A 14,563-nucleotide genomic window follows, 5' to 3' on the forward strand; every position below is an offset into this window, starting at 1 on the left:
GCACGGCAGCGACCCGAGGACCCTGAAGCCGGCAGATGGGCCTCGTCAGTGCTGGAGGTTCGGTCCGGCCATCGTGTCCGGCCCGGCGACTTCGGTCCGGTGGGAGCGCGGGCGGCTGTGACGTCGGTGAACCGCCCCGCGCATCGCCATGGCCAGACCCAGGCAGAAGATCAGCGCCAGTGCGAGGCCGGAGCAGAAGATGGCCAGGGTGCTCATGGTGGCGATGTCGTGGTCGAGGACCGACACGGTGTACTCGGGTCCGCCGGACAGGTTGTCGGCGATGGCCAGGCCGGTGAACACACCGGTGGTCGCGAGGAGGAGCAGTCCGATGAACAGCATCCGAGTCATCTCCTCAGGGAGCCTGAGAGGCCTCAGGGGGTCATGTCGCCGCTATGGGTACCCGTGACCCGGCGGGGTACACGGCCCGGACGCCGCAGCTGGGCCGGCGGGCCTGGCGCTAGCCCGCCTACGCGCGCCCTTCATTCGTCGCACGCATCGCCACCCTGTCGACCGCCCACAGGCCCACCCCGATCGCGACCAGTACGGCGGCGCGGATCTACACGTCGGACCGCCGCTTCGCGAGCGGGCGTGGTGTCGCCAAGTCCCTTGATCTCACCGGTCGCCTCCAGGCCGACGGTGATGACGGTGACGAAGGCGATGCCGGTCACCGGCGTGCGGCGATTGGGCAGCGAGGTCCCGGTGAGAGACCACGAGCGAGGAGATCAGCGCGACGAGGACATACAGCACGCCGGTCACGGCGACGCCCAGGAAGATGGCGCGGGGGAAGATCCGCGCGGGATTGACTGGCGGTCCTGTCCCGAACGGCCGCCCGGCAGATGCGTTCAGGCCGTGCCGTGGTGCTGAGGCGCCGAGATCACGGCGGGGGCGGCGGCTCAGCGGTCTTCGCGCGCCCCGGCTTCGTACCCACGCGATGTGCGAACAGCGCGACACCGTTAGCCGGCGAAGCGGCCGAGGGATCCTCGGTTGCTGTCCGCCCGGCGTTATCCGGCCTTTCCGAGGACCTGCTCGACCACCTCCTTGTCCAGTGCAGCCCGTACCAACGCGGCGGCGAGCCTGGCGGGTTCGGTGCTTCCTGCGATCTTGACCAGCTGGTCGGGTTCGTCCGGCAGGTCGAGCCGGCGCGCGCCGTCCAGGGCCTTCGAGTCGATGTAGGGTGCCGCCTCCGGCCAGACACTCTGGGCCTCGCGCAGGAAGATGTTCGCTCCCGCGGGCCCGATCCCGGGCACCTCCTGCAGCAGACCACGCAGTTGGGCAACGTCCCCGTCGGCCTCCTCCCGCAGGCGTCGCAGGTCACCGCCGCAGCGTTCCGTCAACAGTTCAGCTCCGTCGCCGAGTTGGGTTGCCGTGCGCTCGTCATAGCGCCGGTAGCCGCCGCGGCCCAGCGCGTCGACCCGCTGTTGCCAGGTCGCCGCGGCCATGCGACGGGGGTCGCGCATGCCCGCGTCGTACAGGGCGCGGGCGGCCGCGAGGGCGGTGGAGGCGCGGATGCGTGCGCTGAGCAGGAGGGCCAGCACCAGGGTGCGGTACAGGGGCTGCGGGGTGTTCTTCAGCCGGATGCCGGCCTCCTCCGCATAGGTGCGGCCGTACGAGGAGACGAGTTCCTTGATGACTCGTTGCTGTTTGTCGCTCATGATTCAAGCCTTCTCACTGAGGCGGTTTGCGCGGATCGTGCCGCAGAGTCATCAGCCGGTGGCGACGGTGCCCGTCATCGGCCTCCGACTCGTTCTCCTCGCCCCGCTGCGAGGAGACGGTGTCCACGACCTTGCACATGACGCGGATGTCGTCGTCGGTCAGATCCGCGCGCCGCTTCTGCAGGATCGCGAGGACATGCTGGCCAGTGGGCGATCCTGCGTGCTCGGGCAGCGGCTCGGTCTGCTCGCCGGCGTCGCGGACCGGAGCCAGGCCGCCAGTTCCTGGAGGTCATGTTCGCCACCAGGGTGTCCTGCAGCGCCTCTCCGGCGCTGAGCGTCCAGGACAGGCACGGGGCGGTCACCGGACAGTGCGTACAGATGCGCTTGGCGGCGGTGAGGTCCTCCAGTGCAGCGCCGCCGTGCCCACGGGGAAGAACAGGTCGGGGTCCTCTCCCACCCAGGCTGCTCTCCGCAACCACTCCATGCCACGGCGGGTGCCCAGGACGAATGGGTGGAAACCAGACAGGATCGGGCGACGTGGGCGCGGTTCACGAAGAGTCCGGTCCCCGTCCGATCGCTCGCGACCGGAGCCCCGGTCACCGCGAGGACGACCGCCGATCGCGCCGCGTGCGGCGTGCCTCCGCCAGCAGGGGCAGCAGGGAGAGTGCGACGACCACTGCGACGAGCGGCAGCAGGTAGTCGTCGATGTGGGGGACAGAGGAACCGAGGGTGTATCCGATCAGGACGAGACTCTGCGACCAGAGCAGGCCGCCGACGACCTGCCAGACGGTGAAGGCTCGCGTGGGCACGCCGAGCGCACCCGCCGCCGGGTGCAGTACCGTCCGCAGCATCGGGATGAAGCGGCCGATCACGAGGGCCTTGCCGTATCCGTAGCGGGCCAGGAGCTTCTCCGCTCGTGCCATGCCCTCCGTCAGGCGCCGGTTCGAGGTGCGGGCCAGCAGAGCGCGCCCGCCGCGCCGCCCGAGCAGAAACCCCACCTGGGCGCCCGCCACGGCGCCGACGGCCGCGCACAGCAGCACCTGCCACAACTCCAGCCGCGGCGCCTGCTGGCCACTCCCCGCGCACAACACCCCGGCCGGGAACAGCAGCGTGTCGCCGGGCAGGAAGAAGCCGACCACCAGCAGGCCCGACTCCGCGAAGATCACCACCAGGACACCCAGGGCACCGAAGGCAGCCAGCAACGAGGCGCTGTCCATCGGGTTGACGGCGATCACCGCCATCGCCTCCTGGCCGGCTTCATCGAGCCGTCGTCATCGAACGTCATCGGGCCCACTCGTCGAGTTCGCCCGTCATCAAGCATCCCGTGGACGCGGCGGAGGTGCCTCGATGCCAAGCGTACGTATCCCTCGTATCCCTTGATCGTGGGCGCCGCCGCCGGGGACGCCGGGGATCGACGTCGACCGCAGCCGACGGCACGATGTGGCCACCCCGAAGGGGTGACGGGCCCGCTCGATGATCTGGGTGCGGGCAGTTCCGGCACCGACGGCTCTGTCACGACCGGTTTCTCGGCGCTGTTCAGTGGACTGCTTGGCGTGATCGCACAGTCACCCTCAGTGTCGGCGCATCCGGACCTGGACCACGACCGGTCGGGAGTCCAACGGCCCTTTTCCCAGGGCGCGCTGGCGCGAGTTGTGCGGCGTCCGACCCGCTTCCCGGAGTCCGGGCTTCCAGGCCCTGCCGTCGTCGCCGGAACCGCCACCGCGGTACCCAACCGTGTGTCACGTCGTCAGGCAGGCCGATGGGCGGAGCAGGACGCTCAGCAGGCGGCGGCATCCGCGCCGCCGTCGGTTCCCGGAGACGACATGAGCATCAGGAGACGACATGGGCATCAAGATGGATCAGCTCAAGCAACTGGGTGACCTGAAGGCCCAAGACGTGCTGACCGAAGAGGAATTCGAGGCGCGGAAGCGCAACATCCTCGGCTGAACAGCTTTTGAGCAGGTCGGAGTCCGTTTCTCAGCTGTGTGAAAACGGCTTCTCCATGGCGCCGTTCAGGACAGGCAGCCGACATACGCCAATGCCTGCTTGAGCAGAACCCCGTGCCCGCCCGGCATCTCGTCGAGGACCAGCGGTGACGAAGCCTCCTCGGGGCTGACCCACACCAGGTCGAGCGCGTTCTGCTGCGGGCGGCAGTCGCCGGTCACCGGGACGATGTAGGCGAGGGAGACGGCGTGCTGGCGGGGGTCGTGGAAGGGCGTGACCCCGAGTGTCGGGAAGTACTCGGCGACGGTGAAGGGCTGCAGGGAGGCGGGGACCCGGGGGAGTGCCACCGGGCCGAGGTCTTTCTCCAGGTGGCGCAGAAGGGCGTCCCGGACCCGCTCGTGGTGCAGCACCCGGCCGGAGACGAGGGTGCGGCTGACCGTCCCGTCCGGACCGATGCGCAGCAGGAGCCCGATGTGGGTGACTTCGCCGTTGTCGTCGACGCGCACCGGTACCGCCTCGACGTACAGGATCGGCATCCGTGCGCGGGCCAGTTCCAGCTCGTCGGGAGTCAGCCAGCCGGGCGTGGTTTCGGTCATGTCAGACATTGGTTGATCATACTTTCAGTGTCGGCTGCTGCGCGCGTGTCGCATCAGGTCGACCGTGCCCCCCGGGGCCGTCGACGGTGATACGTGCGGCCATCGAGGGGTGAGCCATTCGGTGTCGGACCAGACCACCGTAGGGGGGATCCGGTCCGCGTACCGCGGATCCTTCTCCAGCCGCGCCCGGACACTCGCGTGCACCTGCGCGTCCCGCGGAAGCCTCCGGCGCCGGTAGGTGAGCAGGGCCCAGATCCAGCCCATCCGGTGCACCGTCCCCGGCGCGTCCTCGGGTGCGAGGGTCACCTCGCGCGCGTACGACCCGGTCTTGAGCAGGAGGCCCTCGTCGAGGGCGCCGTCCACGATCCACTTGAGGGTGATGGTGGGGAGCCGGGGATCGTCGTCGAAGGTCCCGCCGACGTCGGAGTGCACCCCGGCGAACCACACCTGCTCGACCGAGCCGGTCGCTGGATGCTTCTTGTCGGGCGTGACCAGGTACTCGCGATAGGGCCTGCGCTTCTCGTCGATGGACACGGCGTGGCGGACACGGCTGACGTTCGGGAGCTGACGGGTGTACGGCCACCGCAGGTTCCAGCGCAGCACTCCGGACGCCTTCACGGAGTCCCAGATCCCCAGGTAGGCGACGGAGATGCCGACGCGTCCCTCGACCGCGTTGCTGAAGGCGCCCGCGAAATGGTGGAGTTGGTCCCAGTCCTGCCGGGTCCAGTCCTTGTTCTTGGCGTACACGGACACGGCGTAGGGGACGAGGTTCTCCATGCCGGGGCGCATCAGGCCGACCGCCTTCAGCATGCCCACGAGCGCGCGGGCCGTATACGCGCCGCGACTGAAACCGAACACGTAGATCCGGTCGCCCGGCTGGTAATGCTCCATCAGATACGTGTACGCCTCGGCGAGGTTGGCCTTCATCCCGGAGCCGACGGCGAGACCGAGAAGCTTCGACAGGCGCCGGGCGACGGGTGTCCACGCGCCCGCGGCGGAGAAGGTGCCGACGCCGGGGTCGTAGTAGGCGATCTGCCGGGCGGGATCGGAGAGGTCCAGCATTTCGTAGAGCCGGACGACGTTGGTGTTCCCTTTCGCCTTCAACTGATTGCCCGTGCCGTCCAGGCAGATGACGAGGTTCTTGGGCATGCCGGTCCTCACGTTCGCTGACATACCATGACATATCGGGCTCTTAGAAATATAATAAGGGAAATGCTGCTCGCGGGTGGTCTCCGGTCGCGGGCAGTCTCCGGCGCAGTCGGGTTCCGGAGGATCCATGGCCGGTTCCGTAGTTCACCTCGAAGAGGACACGGGCCTTCCGCGCACCCACGCGCTGGTCATCGGCGTCGGAAAGTACCCGCATCTGGCCGGCGGCGAGGCGCCGGTGGCGGACTCCGACGGGATGCGGCAGCTCAGCTCGCCCCCTGTCTCCGCCCGCGCCCTCGCGACGTGGCTCATCTCCGAGTACAACGATCCGCAGCGACGACTCGGCAGTCTGGCCCTGCTGCTGAGCGAGGAGCAGCCGGCCCCGTTCGTGAACCCACGCACCGGGACCGCCCACGACGTCGACGTCGCCACCATCGACAACATCCTCACCGCGATCAGGGAGTGGTACGACCGCGGTGACAGCCACGTCGACAACCGGCTCATCTTCTACTTCTGCGGACACGGCGTATCGCAGGGCGACGACATGGCGCTCCTCGCCGCCGACATCTTCGCCGACGAACACAACCCCCTCAACAGCGCACTGGACTTCGCGGGGCTGATGAACGGGCTCAAGCGGTGCAAGGCCTCCCAGCAGGTGTTCTTCGTCGACGCCTGCCGGTCCAACTCGGATGTGCTGATCGAGAGTTCGGGCACGCGGTTCGCCGGGCAGACGCCGCTCGGGGCCGGGACGCGTCCGCTCGATCTGCCCCGACGCTTCCACATTCCGTACTACGCCACCCTGGCCGGGGACCGCTCGCACGCCCGGCCCGGGCAGGTGAGCCTGTTCACCGAGGCGCTGCTCAAGAGCCTCGCCGGTGCGGCGAGCGACGATCCCGAGGGCGACTGGCGGGTCAACACCTCCCATCTCCTCGAAGCGATCGACCACTTCATGCACCAGCCGCAGTTCGCGGGAGCGGTCGCGGGCGTCCAGGTCCCCTCGGTCGGTGAACTGCCCGTGTTCGTACTGCATGAGCTGGCCGATCCACCGGTCGTCCCGGTCTACGTGGGCTGTGAGCACGCGGAGGACAACGCCGACGCCGAATTCGTCTGCCGCGAGGGCGGCCAGGAGCGGCTGCGGCGGGCGCCCGGCGAGGTCGACGAGGCGGATCCGCAGAGCGAGTGGGCCATCGAACTCAGCTTTGGCAACTACGACTTCGAAGCGAGACTCGGCGACCACGACGTGCTGACCAAGTCCGTCACCGTACGTCCGGTCTTCCGCCGCGTACAGCTGGTGAAGCGATGAGTGCCTTCCTGAGCGTGCGGGTCGCGCTGGGTCTCAAGGAAACCGACGGCGCCGCCGGGGCGAAGGTCGTCGGCAACATCTACCCGGCCGACGGCGGCGGTGGCGAGTCGCTCCGCAACGTCCTCTTCCCCTGCGGGGCTTCGGCTCCGCCGGCGCGCTTCGAGGTCGCAGCCGGCCGGTACATCGTGTCCGCCACGCTGCCCTCCGGCGTCCTGCTCTCCAAGGACGCCGAGGCGCGGGAAGCCACCGACACGTCCGTGACGCTGTGCACGTCGCCCTCGCCGTACGAGTCGCACTCCTGGCAGTACCTGATGGGCAACATCGAGTCCTACGGTGCCTACCACGACGGCGAGGAGACGCCGGTGCCCCGCTCCCGGGGATCGAGCTCCGGGGTCCGGGAGTGGTCCTCGGTCGTCGAACCCGGCCACGCGGCCTGGGTCGGCGATCCCAAGGCGGCGAGCTGGCAGTTCGCGTCCCTGCTCAAGCTCGCCGAGGAGCCCCCGCAGGGACCGGTCGTGCTGGAGATCGCCCAGTCGGTGCCCCACTCCGTCCCCAGTCTCCATCTGGGCGACGCGGCGGCGCGGCTCTACCGCTTCGGCCCGCACGGCCCGGTCGACGAGCACGGCGAGCCCAGGCTCGGTGGGCCCACACGCGGCGGGCCCACCGGCCCACGGCAGTTCCTGGTCGTCTCACTGGCCGGCAGCGACTACGTCGTCACCCTCCCGGCGCCCTGGGGTTCGGCGCAGATCGAGGTCCTCGTCAACGAGCGTCAGAGCCCGACCGGCAGCGCCGTCTCGGTGACCGTGCGCGACAGCCGGGTGGGCCCCGCCCTGGGCTACATGGTCCGAGGCGCCTTCGACTCGGCCGCGACCCTCGTCAAGGACGCGGAGACCATGCTCTACGGCGAGATGACGAACCCGCTCGCGGCGGTGGCAGGCGCGTACGTTCTGGTCGGCAGCGAGCTGGCCGAACGACCGCGCCGCTGGGACCCGTGGCTCTCCCGGCTGCGGCACGAGTTCGACTGGATGAGCGACGGATCCCTGCTGTGGGCCATGCGCCATCTGCGCAGGGCGCACACCGAAGAGGAGCGGCAGGCGGCGCGCGACGCGCTCGTCGAGGCCTTCGACCGCGGAGTGCCGGTCTTCACCCTGGGCCTGAGCCGCCTCATCCACGGGCTCTCCGAGTTCCCCGACGACCCGGAGTGCAAGGACCGGCTCGACCAGGCCCGCCGCCTGTCGTGGCGCGTCGACACGCGCGAGCCGTTCGTGATCGTCGCCCTGTACCGAACGTCGCCATGACCGCCCGGCACGGACGGCCGTCATGACCGCTCCGCACAGAAGGTGGCCCAAGGTCGCCATGACAGCTCGGCACGGGAGATCGCCATGACCAGTCCGCCTGGGAGGCCGCAATGATCAAGTTCACCATGATGCCCGGCGAGGACGGCGACTGCCTGCTCCTGGAGTACGGCGACGACACCTTCGTACGCCGGATCCTCGTCGACGGCGGCCGCTCGGGCACGTATCCGCTCATCAAGCCGACGCTGGCCGGGCTCGACGGCCTGGTCGACCTCCTCGTCGTCACCCATGTCGATCAGGACCACATCCTCGGCGTACTCGCCCTGATGGACGACCCCGACCGGTCGGTGGAGTTCGGGGACGTCTGGTTCAACGGCTTCGACCAGCTCCTCGACGCCGAGGGGTTCGGCGCGGTGGACGGCGAGAAGCTCACCAGTGCTCTGCTGGCGCAGAAGGTGCCGTGGAACGACGCGTTCGGCGGGCGCAGCGTCGAAGTCGGACGGGACCTCGCGTGGTTCGACGACGGTTCCACGATGGACGTGCTCTCGCCCGACCGCGGGCAACTGGAGCGGCTGGCACCGGTCTGGAGCGCGGAGTGTGCCAAGAACGGCCTGATCCCGGGCCGCGACGCCGACGAACTCCCTCCGGTGGCGGGCTTCGAGCACTTCGGTGCCCCGAATGTGGAGCAGCTCGCCGCGTCACCCTTCAAGCCGGACACCTCGAAGACGAACCTCACCAGCATCGGACTGCTCTTCGAGTTCGAGGACAAGCGCGTGATCCTCACCGGCGACGCGGACGACCGCAGACTCGTGGCGTCGATACGCCCCCGGGCCGAGGAGGAAGGCGGCCGCTTCCACGTCGACGTCCTCAAGGTCGCCCACCACGGCAGCGATCACAACATCTCCAACGAGCTGCTCGAACTGATCGACTGCGACCGCTATCTGATATCCACGAGCGGCGCCCGACACGATCATCCCAACGAGATCGCCGTCGCCCGCATCCTCAAGCACGGGGGCGACGAGAAGGAGATCGTCTTCAACTACCGAGACCGCGCGGCGATGTGGGACGTCGCCACCCTCAAGAACCGCTTCGGCTACAGCGTCACGGCGCCGGAGCGGAACGCCGACGACGGATTCGTCAGCTTCGAACTGTGAGTTCCGACGGCCTCGTGGCCTCGGGCGCATGCCTGGCAGGATGACCGGCGTGACCAGGGGAGCGGCATGACCACGGAATTCACCAAGGACATCACCGGCGCCGTCGTCGACAGCCTCAAGGGCACGGCCGATCCACGGCTGCGCGAACTGCTGAGCGCACTCACCCGTCACCTCCACGACTTCGTACGCGAGACGGGGCCGACGACGGAGGAGTGGGAGCGCGCCATCGGCTTCCTCACCGCGACCGGGCAGACGTGCACCGACACCCGGCAGGAGTTCATCCTGCTGTCGGACGTGCTGGGCGTCTCGATGCTCGTGGAGACCCTGGGCGGCCACCGCGCTCCCGGCGCCACCGAGTCGACCGTCCTCGGCCCCTTCCACATGACCGAGTCGCCGGTACGTGCACTCGGCGCCGACATCGACCTGGTGGGGGCCGGCGAGCCGTGCGCGGTCAGCGGCCGGGTGCTGTCGAGCGACGGCACCCCGCTGCCCGGAGCGGTTCTCGATGTGTGGCAGGCCGACGCCGAGGGCTATTACGACGTCCAGCGGCCGGACATCCAGCCACCCGGCAACGGACGCGGGCTCTTCACGGCGGACGCCGAGGGCCGCTTCTGGTTCCGCACATGCGTGCCCAGCCCGTACCCGATCCCCACGGACGGACCGGTCGGTGACCTCCTGCGGGCCACCGGTCGCCACCCCTACCGCCCCGCCCACATCCACTTCATCGCCTCGGCGGAGGGCCACGCCTCCGTCACCACCCACATCTTCGTGGCGGGCAGCCCCTACCTCGACTCCGACGCGGTGTTCGCGGTGAAGGAAAGCCTGGTCGCCGACTTCGCCGAGACCGACGACCGGTCCCTGGCAGGGGAGTTCGGCATCCCCAACCCCTTCCGGCACGCACGTTTCGACCTCGTACTGGAGCCCCGATGAGCCCCCCTCTCGACTTCTCGTACGAGACCCGGCCCGCGCGAGTCGTGTTCCGCCCCGGCGCCTCGGTGTCCGCGACACCGGGCGAGGCCGCGCGGCTCGGTCTGCGCAGGGTCCTGGTGGTCTGCGGCAGCCGGGGCGAGGCCACCGCGCGGGCGGTCGCGGACGCGCTCGGCGACGCGTGCGCGGGGCTGCACGCCGAGGCCCGTATGCATGTGCCCGTGGAGGTCGCCGACCGGGCCGTCGAGGTGGCGCGCGCGGCGGGCGCCGATGGATGCGTCGCGGTCGGCGGCGGCTCCGCGATCGGCCTCGGCAAGGCGATCGCGCTGCGCACCGGCCTGCCGCTGATCGCCGTACCGTCCACCTACTCCGGCTCCGAGATGACCCCCGTCTGGGGCCTCACCGAGCAGGGCGCCAAACGCACCGGGCGCGACCCCACCGTCCAGCCCCGCAGCGTCGTCTACGACCCTGAGCTCACCCTCGCGCTCCCGGTCCCCCTCTCCGTCACCAGCGGCATCAACGCCCTCGCGCACGCGGCCGAGGCCCTCTACGCGCCCGATGCCTCGCCCCTCGTTTCCCTCATGGCCGAGGAAGGCGTACGGGCGATGGCCGGGGCCCTGCCCCAGGTGGCCGCCGCCCCGCGCGACCTCGACGCCCGCAGCCGCGCCCTGTACGGCGCCTGGCTCTGCGGTGCCTGCCTGGGTGCCACCGCCATGGGGCTGCACCACAAGCTCTGCCACGTACTCGGCGGCACCTTCGGCCTGCCGCACGCGGAGACCCACACGGTGGTCCTCCCGTACGTCCTCGCCTACAACGCGTCCGCCGCGCCCCAGGCGATCACCGCCCTGTCCCGCGCCCTGAACACCGACGACGTGCCCCGCGCCCTCCGTGAAATGGCGGGAAGCCTCGGCGCTCCCCGCACTCTCGCCGAACTGGGCCTGAAGGAACGAGACTTGCCGGTCGCGGCCGCGCGGACCGCCGAGGAGTCGTACCCCAACCCCCGCGAGGTCACGGCGAATGGCGTACTGGGTCTGCTGACAGCCGCGTACGAGGGCTGGGAGCCCCGAACCTGAGGGCGCCCATTTCGAGTGCCGCGGTCAGCCAGGCGATACCGAACGCCCACACTGCCAGCGTTTCGCAGAGGTAGACGGACGTGAACGTCCAGTCGGCGCCCCATTTGGTCAATTGCGCGATTCCGGCGATGGCCGTGAAGGCGACGATGGCCGCTCCGGCCGCCAGATAAAGCCGATTCACATGTCGCTTGTCCGTCGGTGCCGGATCCCAGAAGGACATGATGCAGAACGTCGCCAGCATGAGGAGAAGCAGCGCGGCGCACACGAGATGAATGACACCGACAGCCTCTTGGCGTGCGCTCGGATGGTCGTCCGGTGACGTCGGCAGGAACGCGACGGCCAGGGCGAATACGCCGGCTGCCGAGCTGAAGTAGTCGTCGCGTTTGTTGTAGCGATAGCAGATGAGGAAGACGCCCAGCGCGCACAGGCTGCCGACGAAGACATTCCGTGTGCCGGTGTAGTACGAGCCGCTGATGGACCCGGGCATGATCGCGGTCTTTGATCCCAACGCCTGGAGGATCTCGTTTCCCAATGGCACCGCCGGCGGAAGCGTGATGCCGATGACTCCGACCCCGAGGCGCAGGCGTCCAACGGTCCTGTTGTCCTGATCGCGCTCCGGATCACGCTGCTGCCGTGAGGAGTTCTCCGCGATCCAGTCGAGGACTCGGCTGCCCTGCGCGTCTTCACTCATGCGGCCTCCCGATGCGGCATCAGTTGTGTTGTGCCCCAGGGGAATTGGAGAAAACGAGCCCGGGTACGGCCTCGAACCCGCTCCTAGATCGCCGGCGTGGCGCACATCACCCCCGGAGTGTCGGAAACGTGGAGCAGAACTTCACAGGTTCATGACACCCTCACCCTTGGTTACCGGCTGGTAATCCCTTGCCACCCCCCACCCCCCTCAGGACTGACCTTGCGTATCCGCAAGCGGCCCTTGCGTGCCGTCATGCCCGCGCTCGCCGCATCCGCCCTCTTCCTCGCCGCCGGTTGTGCCGCAGAGCCCGGGGCACACTCCTCCCCCTCCGCCGCACGCGCACAGGACGCCGAAGCCTCCTCCGGCACCACCGCCGCCGGCCAACCGCTCGCCGTCGCCGCCGCTCCCGAGGCGGCAGCCACCTCGACCGCCGTCGCGCGGCCGGGTGCGGCGGGCGGCAAGGCCCGTAAGACCGCGCTGAAGGTGAAGTCGTACGACAGCCGCACCCGACGTGCCGTCATATCCCCAGCAGATAAAGGGACTTCCGGAGGCAAGGGGACCGCGTCACCGTCCCCGACCGCCGGGAACACCGCGAAGCCGCACGGCACCTCCATGGGCGACGTCATTGCCAGTGCCCCCGCGCCCGGTGCCCCGGACGGACTCCTCGCCAAGGTCACCAAGGTGATCGGCGAGAGTCGAGACGGCACCGAGGTGCAGACGGCTCCGGCGACCCTGGACGCGCTGCTCGGTGACGACGACGCGAAGGGCTCCGTTCCCGTCGATCCCGCCTCCTTCGACGTCGAGCGGCTGCTGCCCGAGGTGAAGGTCTCCTGGGCGAAGACGGGGGACATCCACTCCGGACCCGAGGGCACGGAGGTTCCGCTCGGCAGCCTGCGGATCGATGTCGGGGCGAAGGTCGCGGCGGCGGGAGCACCGGCTTCGGCGACGGCATCCGTCTCCGGCTTCGTCCAGGTCGCGCCCGAGGTCGACTTCTCCTACGGCGGCGACTCGGCCGCCTCCGGGCCGGGGGCGGCGTACCTCGGCGTCTCCGGCGACTGGACCTCGCGGTGGGCGGTCAAGGGGCGTGCGGCGGCCTCGGCCCAGCCCGTACGGGTGCCGTTCGCGAAGCTGCACGCCGACCCCGTGCTTCAGGTCGGCCCGATTCCCGTCGTGGTGAACCTCGATCTGACCTGCTACTTCCAGATCAGCGCCGACGGAAGCGTGACCGTCGACATCGAGCAGGACCTCAAGGGCGACTTCAAGGCCGGTGGCACCTTCGGCCCGGCCAAGGGCTGGACGCCGGTGAACGAGTCGCACATGGCGAGCTCGCCGGTGCGCACCTCCGTCACCACGGCCGGAAGCGTGAAGGCGTCCCTCGGCGCGGAGGCCACGGTCGGGCTGTACGGCACCGTCGGCGTCACCGCCGACCTGGCTCCGTATCTCCGCGGTGAGGCGGCGGGCTCGCTCGGCGCCACGTCCGCGACCGGTGCCACGGCGAAGACGAGTGTCGGAGCGTCGGGTGCCTGGGGCGTCTACGGCGGCGTCGACCTGACCGGCACTCTGCGCATCCAGCTGTCCATCTTCGGCACACCCGTCTTCCAACACAGCATCCCGCTGGGCACGTTGCACCGGGAGTGGAAGCTCGCCGACGGCAAGATGTAGCCGCCCGAGCAGGCGGACGCCGTTCAGCCGTCACTCTTCCGGGCCCGGTGGCAAACAGCCCACCGGGGCCCGGGAGTTGGGCGGCGAACGCGTCCTCGGCGCCCAATGGGCCACCCCACTCCGCCAATTGGTTGATCCTTCATCGCTCTGACACCTCCAGACGCTGGCGTTCTCGACAACAGCCCGGAAAGCTGAGCTGGGCATGCCAACACGACGACCGCCTGGTCTGCCCTGCCCCCACGTCGCGGTCGATCAGGAGGACGCAGTGAAGAGAAGCTCGCGGATCCGCAGGGTCTCGCTCATCCTCGGCAGCGCTGTCGCGCTGGTCGTCGCCTTTCCCGGCAGCGCGCTCGCCGACCCGCCGAAGGCCTTGCCCGCGAACGCGGACGGACTGGAGCAGACGTTCCAGCCCGCCTACGACTACGACACGGACGGCTGCTACCCGACTCCCGCCATCGGCCCCGACGGCACCATCAACGGCGGCCTCAAGCCGTCCGGTGCACTCAACGGCCAGTGCCACGACTCCTGGGACCTGGACAACACCAACGGCTACTCGCGCGGGAAGTGCAACAACGGCTGGTGCGCCATCATGTACGGCCTGTACTTCGAGAAGGACCAGGCCGTGGTCGGCAGCGGTCTGGGCGGGCACCGCAACGACTGGGAACACGTCGTGGTGTGGGTGCAGGACAACGAGGCCAAGTACGTGTCCACTTCGGCCCACGGCAACTTCAACATCTACGGTCGTGACCAGATCCGCTGGGACGGCACACACCCCAAGGTCGTCTACCACAAGGACGGCATCAGCACGCACTGCTTCCGCCCGGCCAACTCCAACGACGAACCGCCGGAGAACCACTACCACACCTGGCAGTTCCCCACCCTGGTCGGCTGGAACGGGTACCCCGCGGGTCTGCGCGACAAGCTGAGCGCGTACGACTTCGGCAGCGCCGTCTTCGGTCTCAAGGACGGCAACTTCAACTACCACCTGGAGAAGGCCAAGCCGGCCGGCATCTCCTTCGACCCCAACGCCTGATCGGCGCGGCCGGGGGTGGGTGGCCGTGCATCGCCACCCACCCCCGGCCACAGTGAGTCGCCACCCACCCCGGGCCGCAAGGAGTCG

14 protein-coding genes and 3 pseudogenes are annotated in these 14,563 nt (G+C 69.5%); 8 read left to right on the forward strand and 9 right to left on the reverse strand.

Annotation, left to right across the window (positions count from 1 at the left end; genetic code table 11):
- Nucleotides 1-45 precede the first annotated feature (45 nt).
- From AB5J53_RS42125 to AB5J53_RS42150, 6 genes and pseudogenes are all read right to left on the reverse strand, one after another.
- Complete coding sequence (locus tag AB5J53_RS42125) at nucleotides 46-339, reverse strand: hypothetical protein (protein ID WP_369250857.1); 294 nt, start codon at nucleotides 337-339, stop codon at nucleotides 46-48.
- Between the two features lie 127 nt (nucleotides 340-466).
- Nucleotides 467-798, reverse strand: a pseudogene (locus AB5J53_RS42130) (hypothetical protein); the annotation flags it as partial.
- Between the two features lie 203 nt (nucleotides 799-1,001).
- Nucleotides 1,002-1,652: an endonuclease gene (locus tag AB5J53_RS42135; protein WP_369250858.1), complete on the reverse strand. Its 651-nt coding sequence runs from the start codon at nucleotides 1,650-1,652 to the stop codon at nucleotides 1,002-1,004.
- A 13-nt stretch (nucleotides 1,653-1,665) separates the two neighbouring features.
- A pseudogene (locus AB5J53_RS42140) lies at nucleotides 1,666-1,945 on the reverse strand (DUF3140 domain-containing protein).
- Between the two features lie 66 nt (nucleotides 1,946-2,011).
- Nucleotides 2,012-2,131: pseudogene (locus tag AB5J53_RS42145) on the reverse strand (hypothetical protein); the annotation flags it as partial.
- Nucleotides 2,132-2,248: 117 nt separating this feature from the next.
- Entirely contained in the window at nucleotides 2,249-2,887 is a 639-nt protein-coding gene (locus AB5J53_RS42150) for a DedA family protein (RefSeq protein WP_369252809.1), read from the reverse strand.
- Nucleotides 2,888-3,494: 607 nt separating this feature from the next.
- Between AB5J53_RS42150 and AB5J53_RS42155 the strand changes: the two genes are divergently transcribed.
- Nucleotides 3,495-3,599: an SHOCT domain-containing protein gene (locus tag AB5J53_RS42155; RefSeq protein WP_369250859.1), complete on the forward strand. Its 105-nt coding sequence runs from the start codon at nucleotides 3,495-3,497 to the stop codon at nucleotides 3,597-3,599.
- A gap of 65 nt (nucleotides 3,600-3,664) precedes the next feature.
- Here AB5J53_RS42155 and AB5J53_RS42160 read toward each other — a convergent pair whose 3' ends face one another.
- Nucleotides 3,665-4,192, reverse strand: coding sequence for an NUDIX hydrolase family protein (locus AB5J53_RS42160; protein ID WP_369252811.1), 528 nt, complete (start codon nucleotides 4,190-4,192; stop codon nucleotides 3,665-3,667).
- Between the two features lie 24 nt (nucleotides 4,193-4,216).
- The gene (locus AB5J53_RS42165; RefSeq protein ID WP_369250860.1) at nucleotides 4,217-5,341 is read right to left on the reverse strand and encodes a DUF2235 domain-containing protein; all 1,125 of its coding nucleotides are present in this window, start codon (nucleotides 5,339-5,341) and stop codon (nucleotides 4,217-4,219) included.
- Between the two features lie 127 nt (nucleotides 5,342-5,468).
- On the opposite strand from AB5J53_RS42165, the gene AB5J53_RS42170 reads away from it, so the two are divergent.
- The 5 genes from AB5J53_RS42170 to AB5J53_RS42190 all read left to right on the forward strand — a co-directional run bounded on the left by AB5J53_RS42170 (nucleotide 5,469) and on the right by AB5J53_RS42190 (nucleotide 11,090).
- On the forward strand, nucleotides 5,469-6,641 hold the full coding sequence (locus AB5J53_RS42170; RefSeq protein ID WP_369250861.1) for a caspase domain-containing protein: 1,173 nt from the start codon (nucleotides 5,469-5,471) through the stop codon (nucleotides 6,639-6,641).
- Entirely contained in the window at nucleotides 6,638-7,939 is a 1,302-nt protein-coding gene (locus AB5J53_RS42175) for a hypothetical protein (protein ID WP_369250862.1), read from the forward strand. Before AB5J53_RS42170 ends, AB5J53_RS42175 begins: the two co-directional genes overlap by 4 nt.
- A gap of 110 nt (nucleotides 7,940-8,049) precedes the next feature.
- Nucleotides 8,050-9,090, forward strand: a complete 1,041-nt coding sequence (locus AB5J53_RS42180; RefSeq protein ID WP_369250863.1) for a ComEC/Rec2 family competence protein — start codon at nucleotides 8,050-8,052, stop codon at nucleotides 9,088-9,090.
- Between the two features lie 66 nt (nucleotides 9,091-9,156).
- The gene (locus tag AB5J53_RS42185; protein ID WP_369250864.1) at nucleotides 9,157-10,020 is read left to right on the forward strand and encodes an intradiol ring-cleavage dioxygenase; all 864 of its coding nucleotides are present in this window, start codon (nucleotides 9,157-9,159) and stop codon (nucleotides 10,018-10,020) included.
- The gene (locus tag AB5J53_RS42190; RefSeq protein ID WP_369250865.1) at nucleotides 10,017-11,090 is read left to right on the forward strand and encodes a maleylacetate reductase; all 1,074 of its coding nucleotides are present in this window, start codon (nucleotides 10,017-10,019) and stop codon (nucleotides 11,088-11,090) included. Before AB5J53_RS42185 ends, AB5J53_RS42190 begins: the two co-directional genes overlap by 4 nt.
- On the opposite strand, the gene AB5J53_RS42195 is transcribed toward AB5J53_RS42190, so the two are convergent.
- Entirely contained in the window at nucleotides 11,026-11,781 is a 756-nt protein-coding gene (locus tag AB5J53_RS42195; RefSeq protein ID WP_369250866.1) for a hypothetical protein, read from the reverse strand. The two genes, AB5J53_RS42190 and AB5J53_RS42195, sit on opposite strands and share 65 nt — an antisense overlap.
- 252 nt (nucleotides 11,782-12,033) lie before the next feature.
- On the opposite strand from AB5J53_RS42195, the gene AB5J53_RS42200 reads away from it, so the two are divergent.
- Together AB5J53_RS42200 and AB5J53_RS42205 are read left to right on the forward strand one after the other, a co-directional pair.
- Nucleotides 12,034-13,443 (forward strand): hypothetical protein, encoded by a 1,410-nt coding sequence (locus AB5J53_RS42200; protein WP_369252813.1) that lies wholly within the window; start codon nucleotides 12,034-12,036, stop codon nucleotides 13,441-13,443.
- Between the two features lie 265 nt (nucleotides 13,444-13,708).
- Nucleotides 13,709-14,476 carry an NPP1 family protein gene (locus tag AB5J53_RS42205; protein WP_369250867.1) on the forward strand — a complete coding sequence of 256 codons (768 nt, stop codon included), beginning with the start codon at nucleotides 13,709-13,711 and terminating at the stop codon, nucleotides 14,474-14,476.
- The last annotated feature ends 87 nt before the right edge of the window (nucleotides 14,477-14,563 follow it).

It is taken from the genome of Streptomyces sp. R41, from assembly GCF_041053055.1.
Classification (GTDB): domain Bacteria; phylum Actinomycetota; class Actinomycetes; order Streptomycetales; family Streptomycetaceae; genus Streptomyces.

Bases quoted from the DNA above. Each gene is read 5' to 3' on its own strand.
- AB5J53_RS42125 (WP_369250857.1), bottom strand. From the start codon at position 339: ATGCTGTTCATCGGACTGCTCCTCCTCGCGACCACCGGTGTGTTCACC.
- AB5J53_RS42135 (WP_369250858.1), bottom strand. From the start codon at position 1,652: ATGAGCGACAAACAGCAACGAGTCATCAAGGAACTCGTCTCCTCGTAC.
- AB5J53_RS42155 (WP_369250859.1), top strand. From the start codon at position 3,495: ATGGGCATCAAGATGGATCAGCTCAAGCAACTGGGTGACCTGAAGGCC.
- AB5J53_RS42160 (WP_369252811.1), bottom strand. From the start codon at position 4,192: ATGACCGAAACCACGCCCGGCTGGCTGACTCCCGACGAGCTGGAACTG.
- AB5J53_RS42165 (WP_369250860.1), bottom strand. From the start codon at position 5,341: ATGCCCAAGAACCTCGTCATCTGCCTGGACGGCACGGGCAATCAGTTG.
- AB5J53_RS42170 (WP_369250861.1), top strand. From the start codon at position 5,469: ATGGCCGGTTCCGTAGTTCACCTCGAAGAGGACACGGGCCTTCCGCGC.
- AB5J53_RS42175 (WP_369250862.1), top strand. From the start codon at position 6,638: ATGAGTGCCTTCCTGAGCGTGCGGGTCGCGCTGGGTCTCAAGGAAACC.
- AB5J53_RS42180 (WP_369250863.1), top strand. From the start codon at position 8,050: ATGATCAAGTTCACCATGATGCCCGGCGAGGACGGCGACTGCCTGCTC.
- AB5J53_RS42185 (WP_369250864.1), top strand. From the start codon at position 9,157: ATGACCACGGAATTCACCAAGGACATCACCGGCGCCGTCGTCGACAGC.
- AB5J53_RS42190 (WP_369250865.1), top strand. From the start codon at position 10,017: ATGAGCCCCCCTCTCGACTTCTCGTACGAGACCCGGCCCGCGCGAGTC.
- AB5J53_RS42195 (WP_369250866.1), bottom strand. From the start codon at position 11,781: ATGAGTGAAGACGCGCAGGGCAGCCGAGTCCTCGACTGGATCGCGGAG.
- AB5J53_RS42200 (WP_369252813.1), top strand. From the start codon at position 12,034: ATGCCCGCGCTCGCCGCATCCGCCCTCTTCCTCGCCGCCGGTTGTGCC.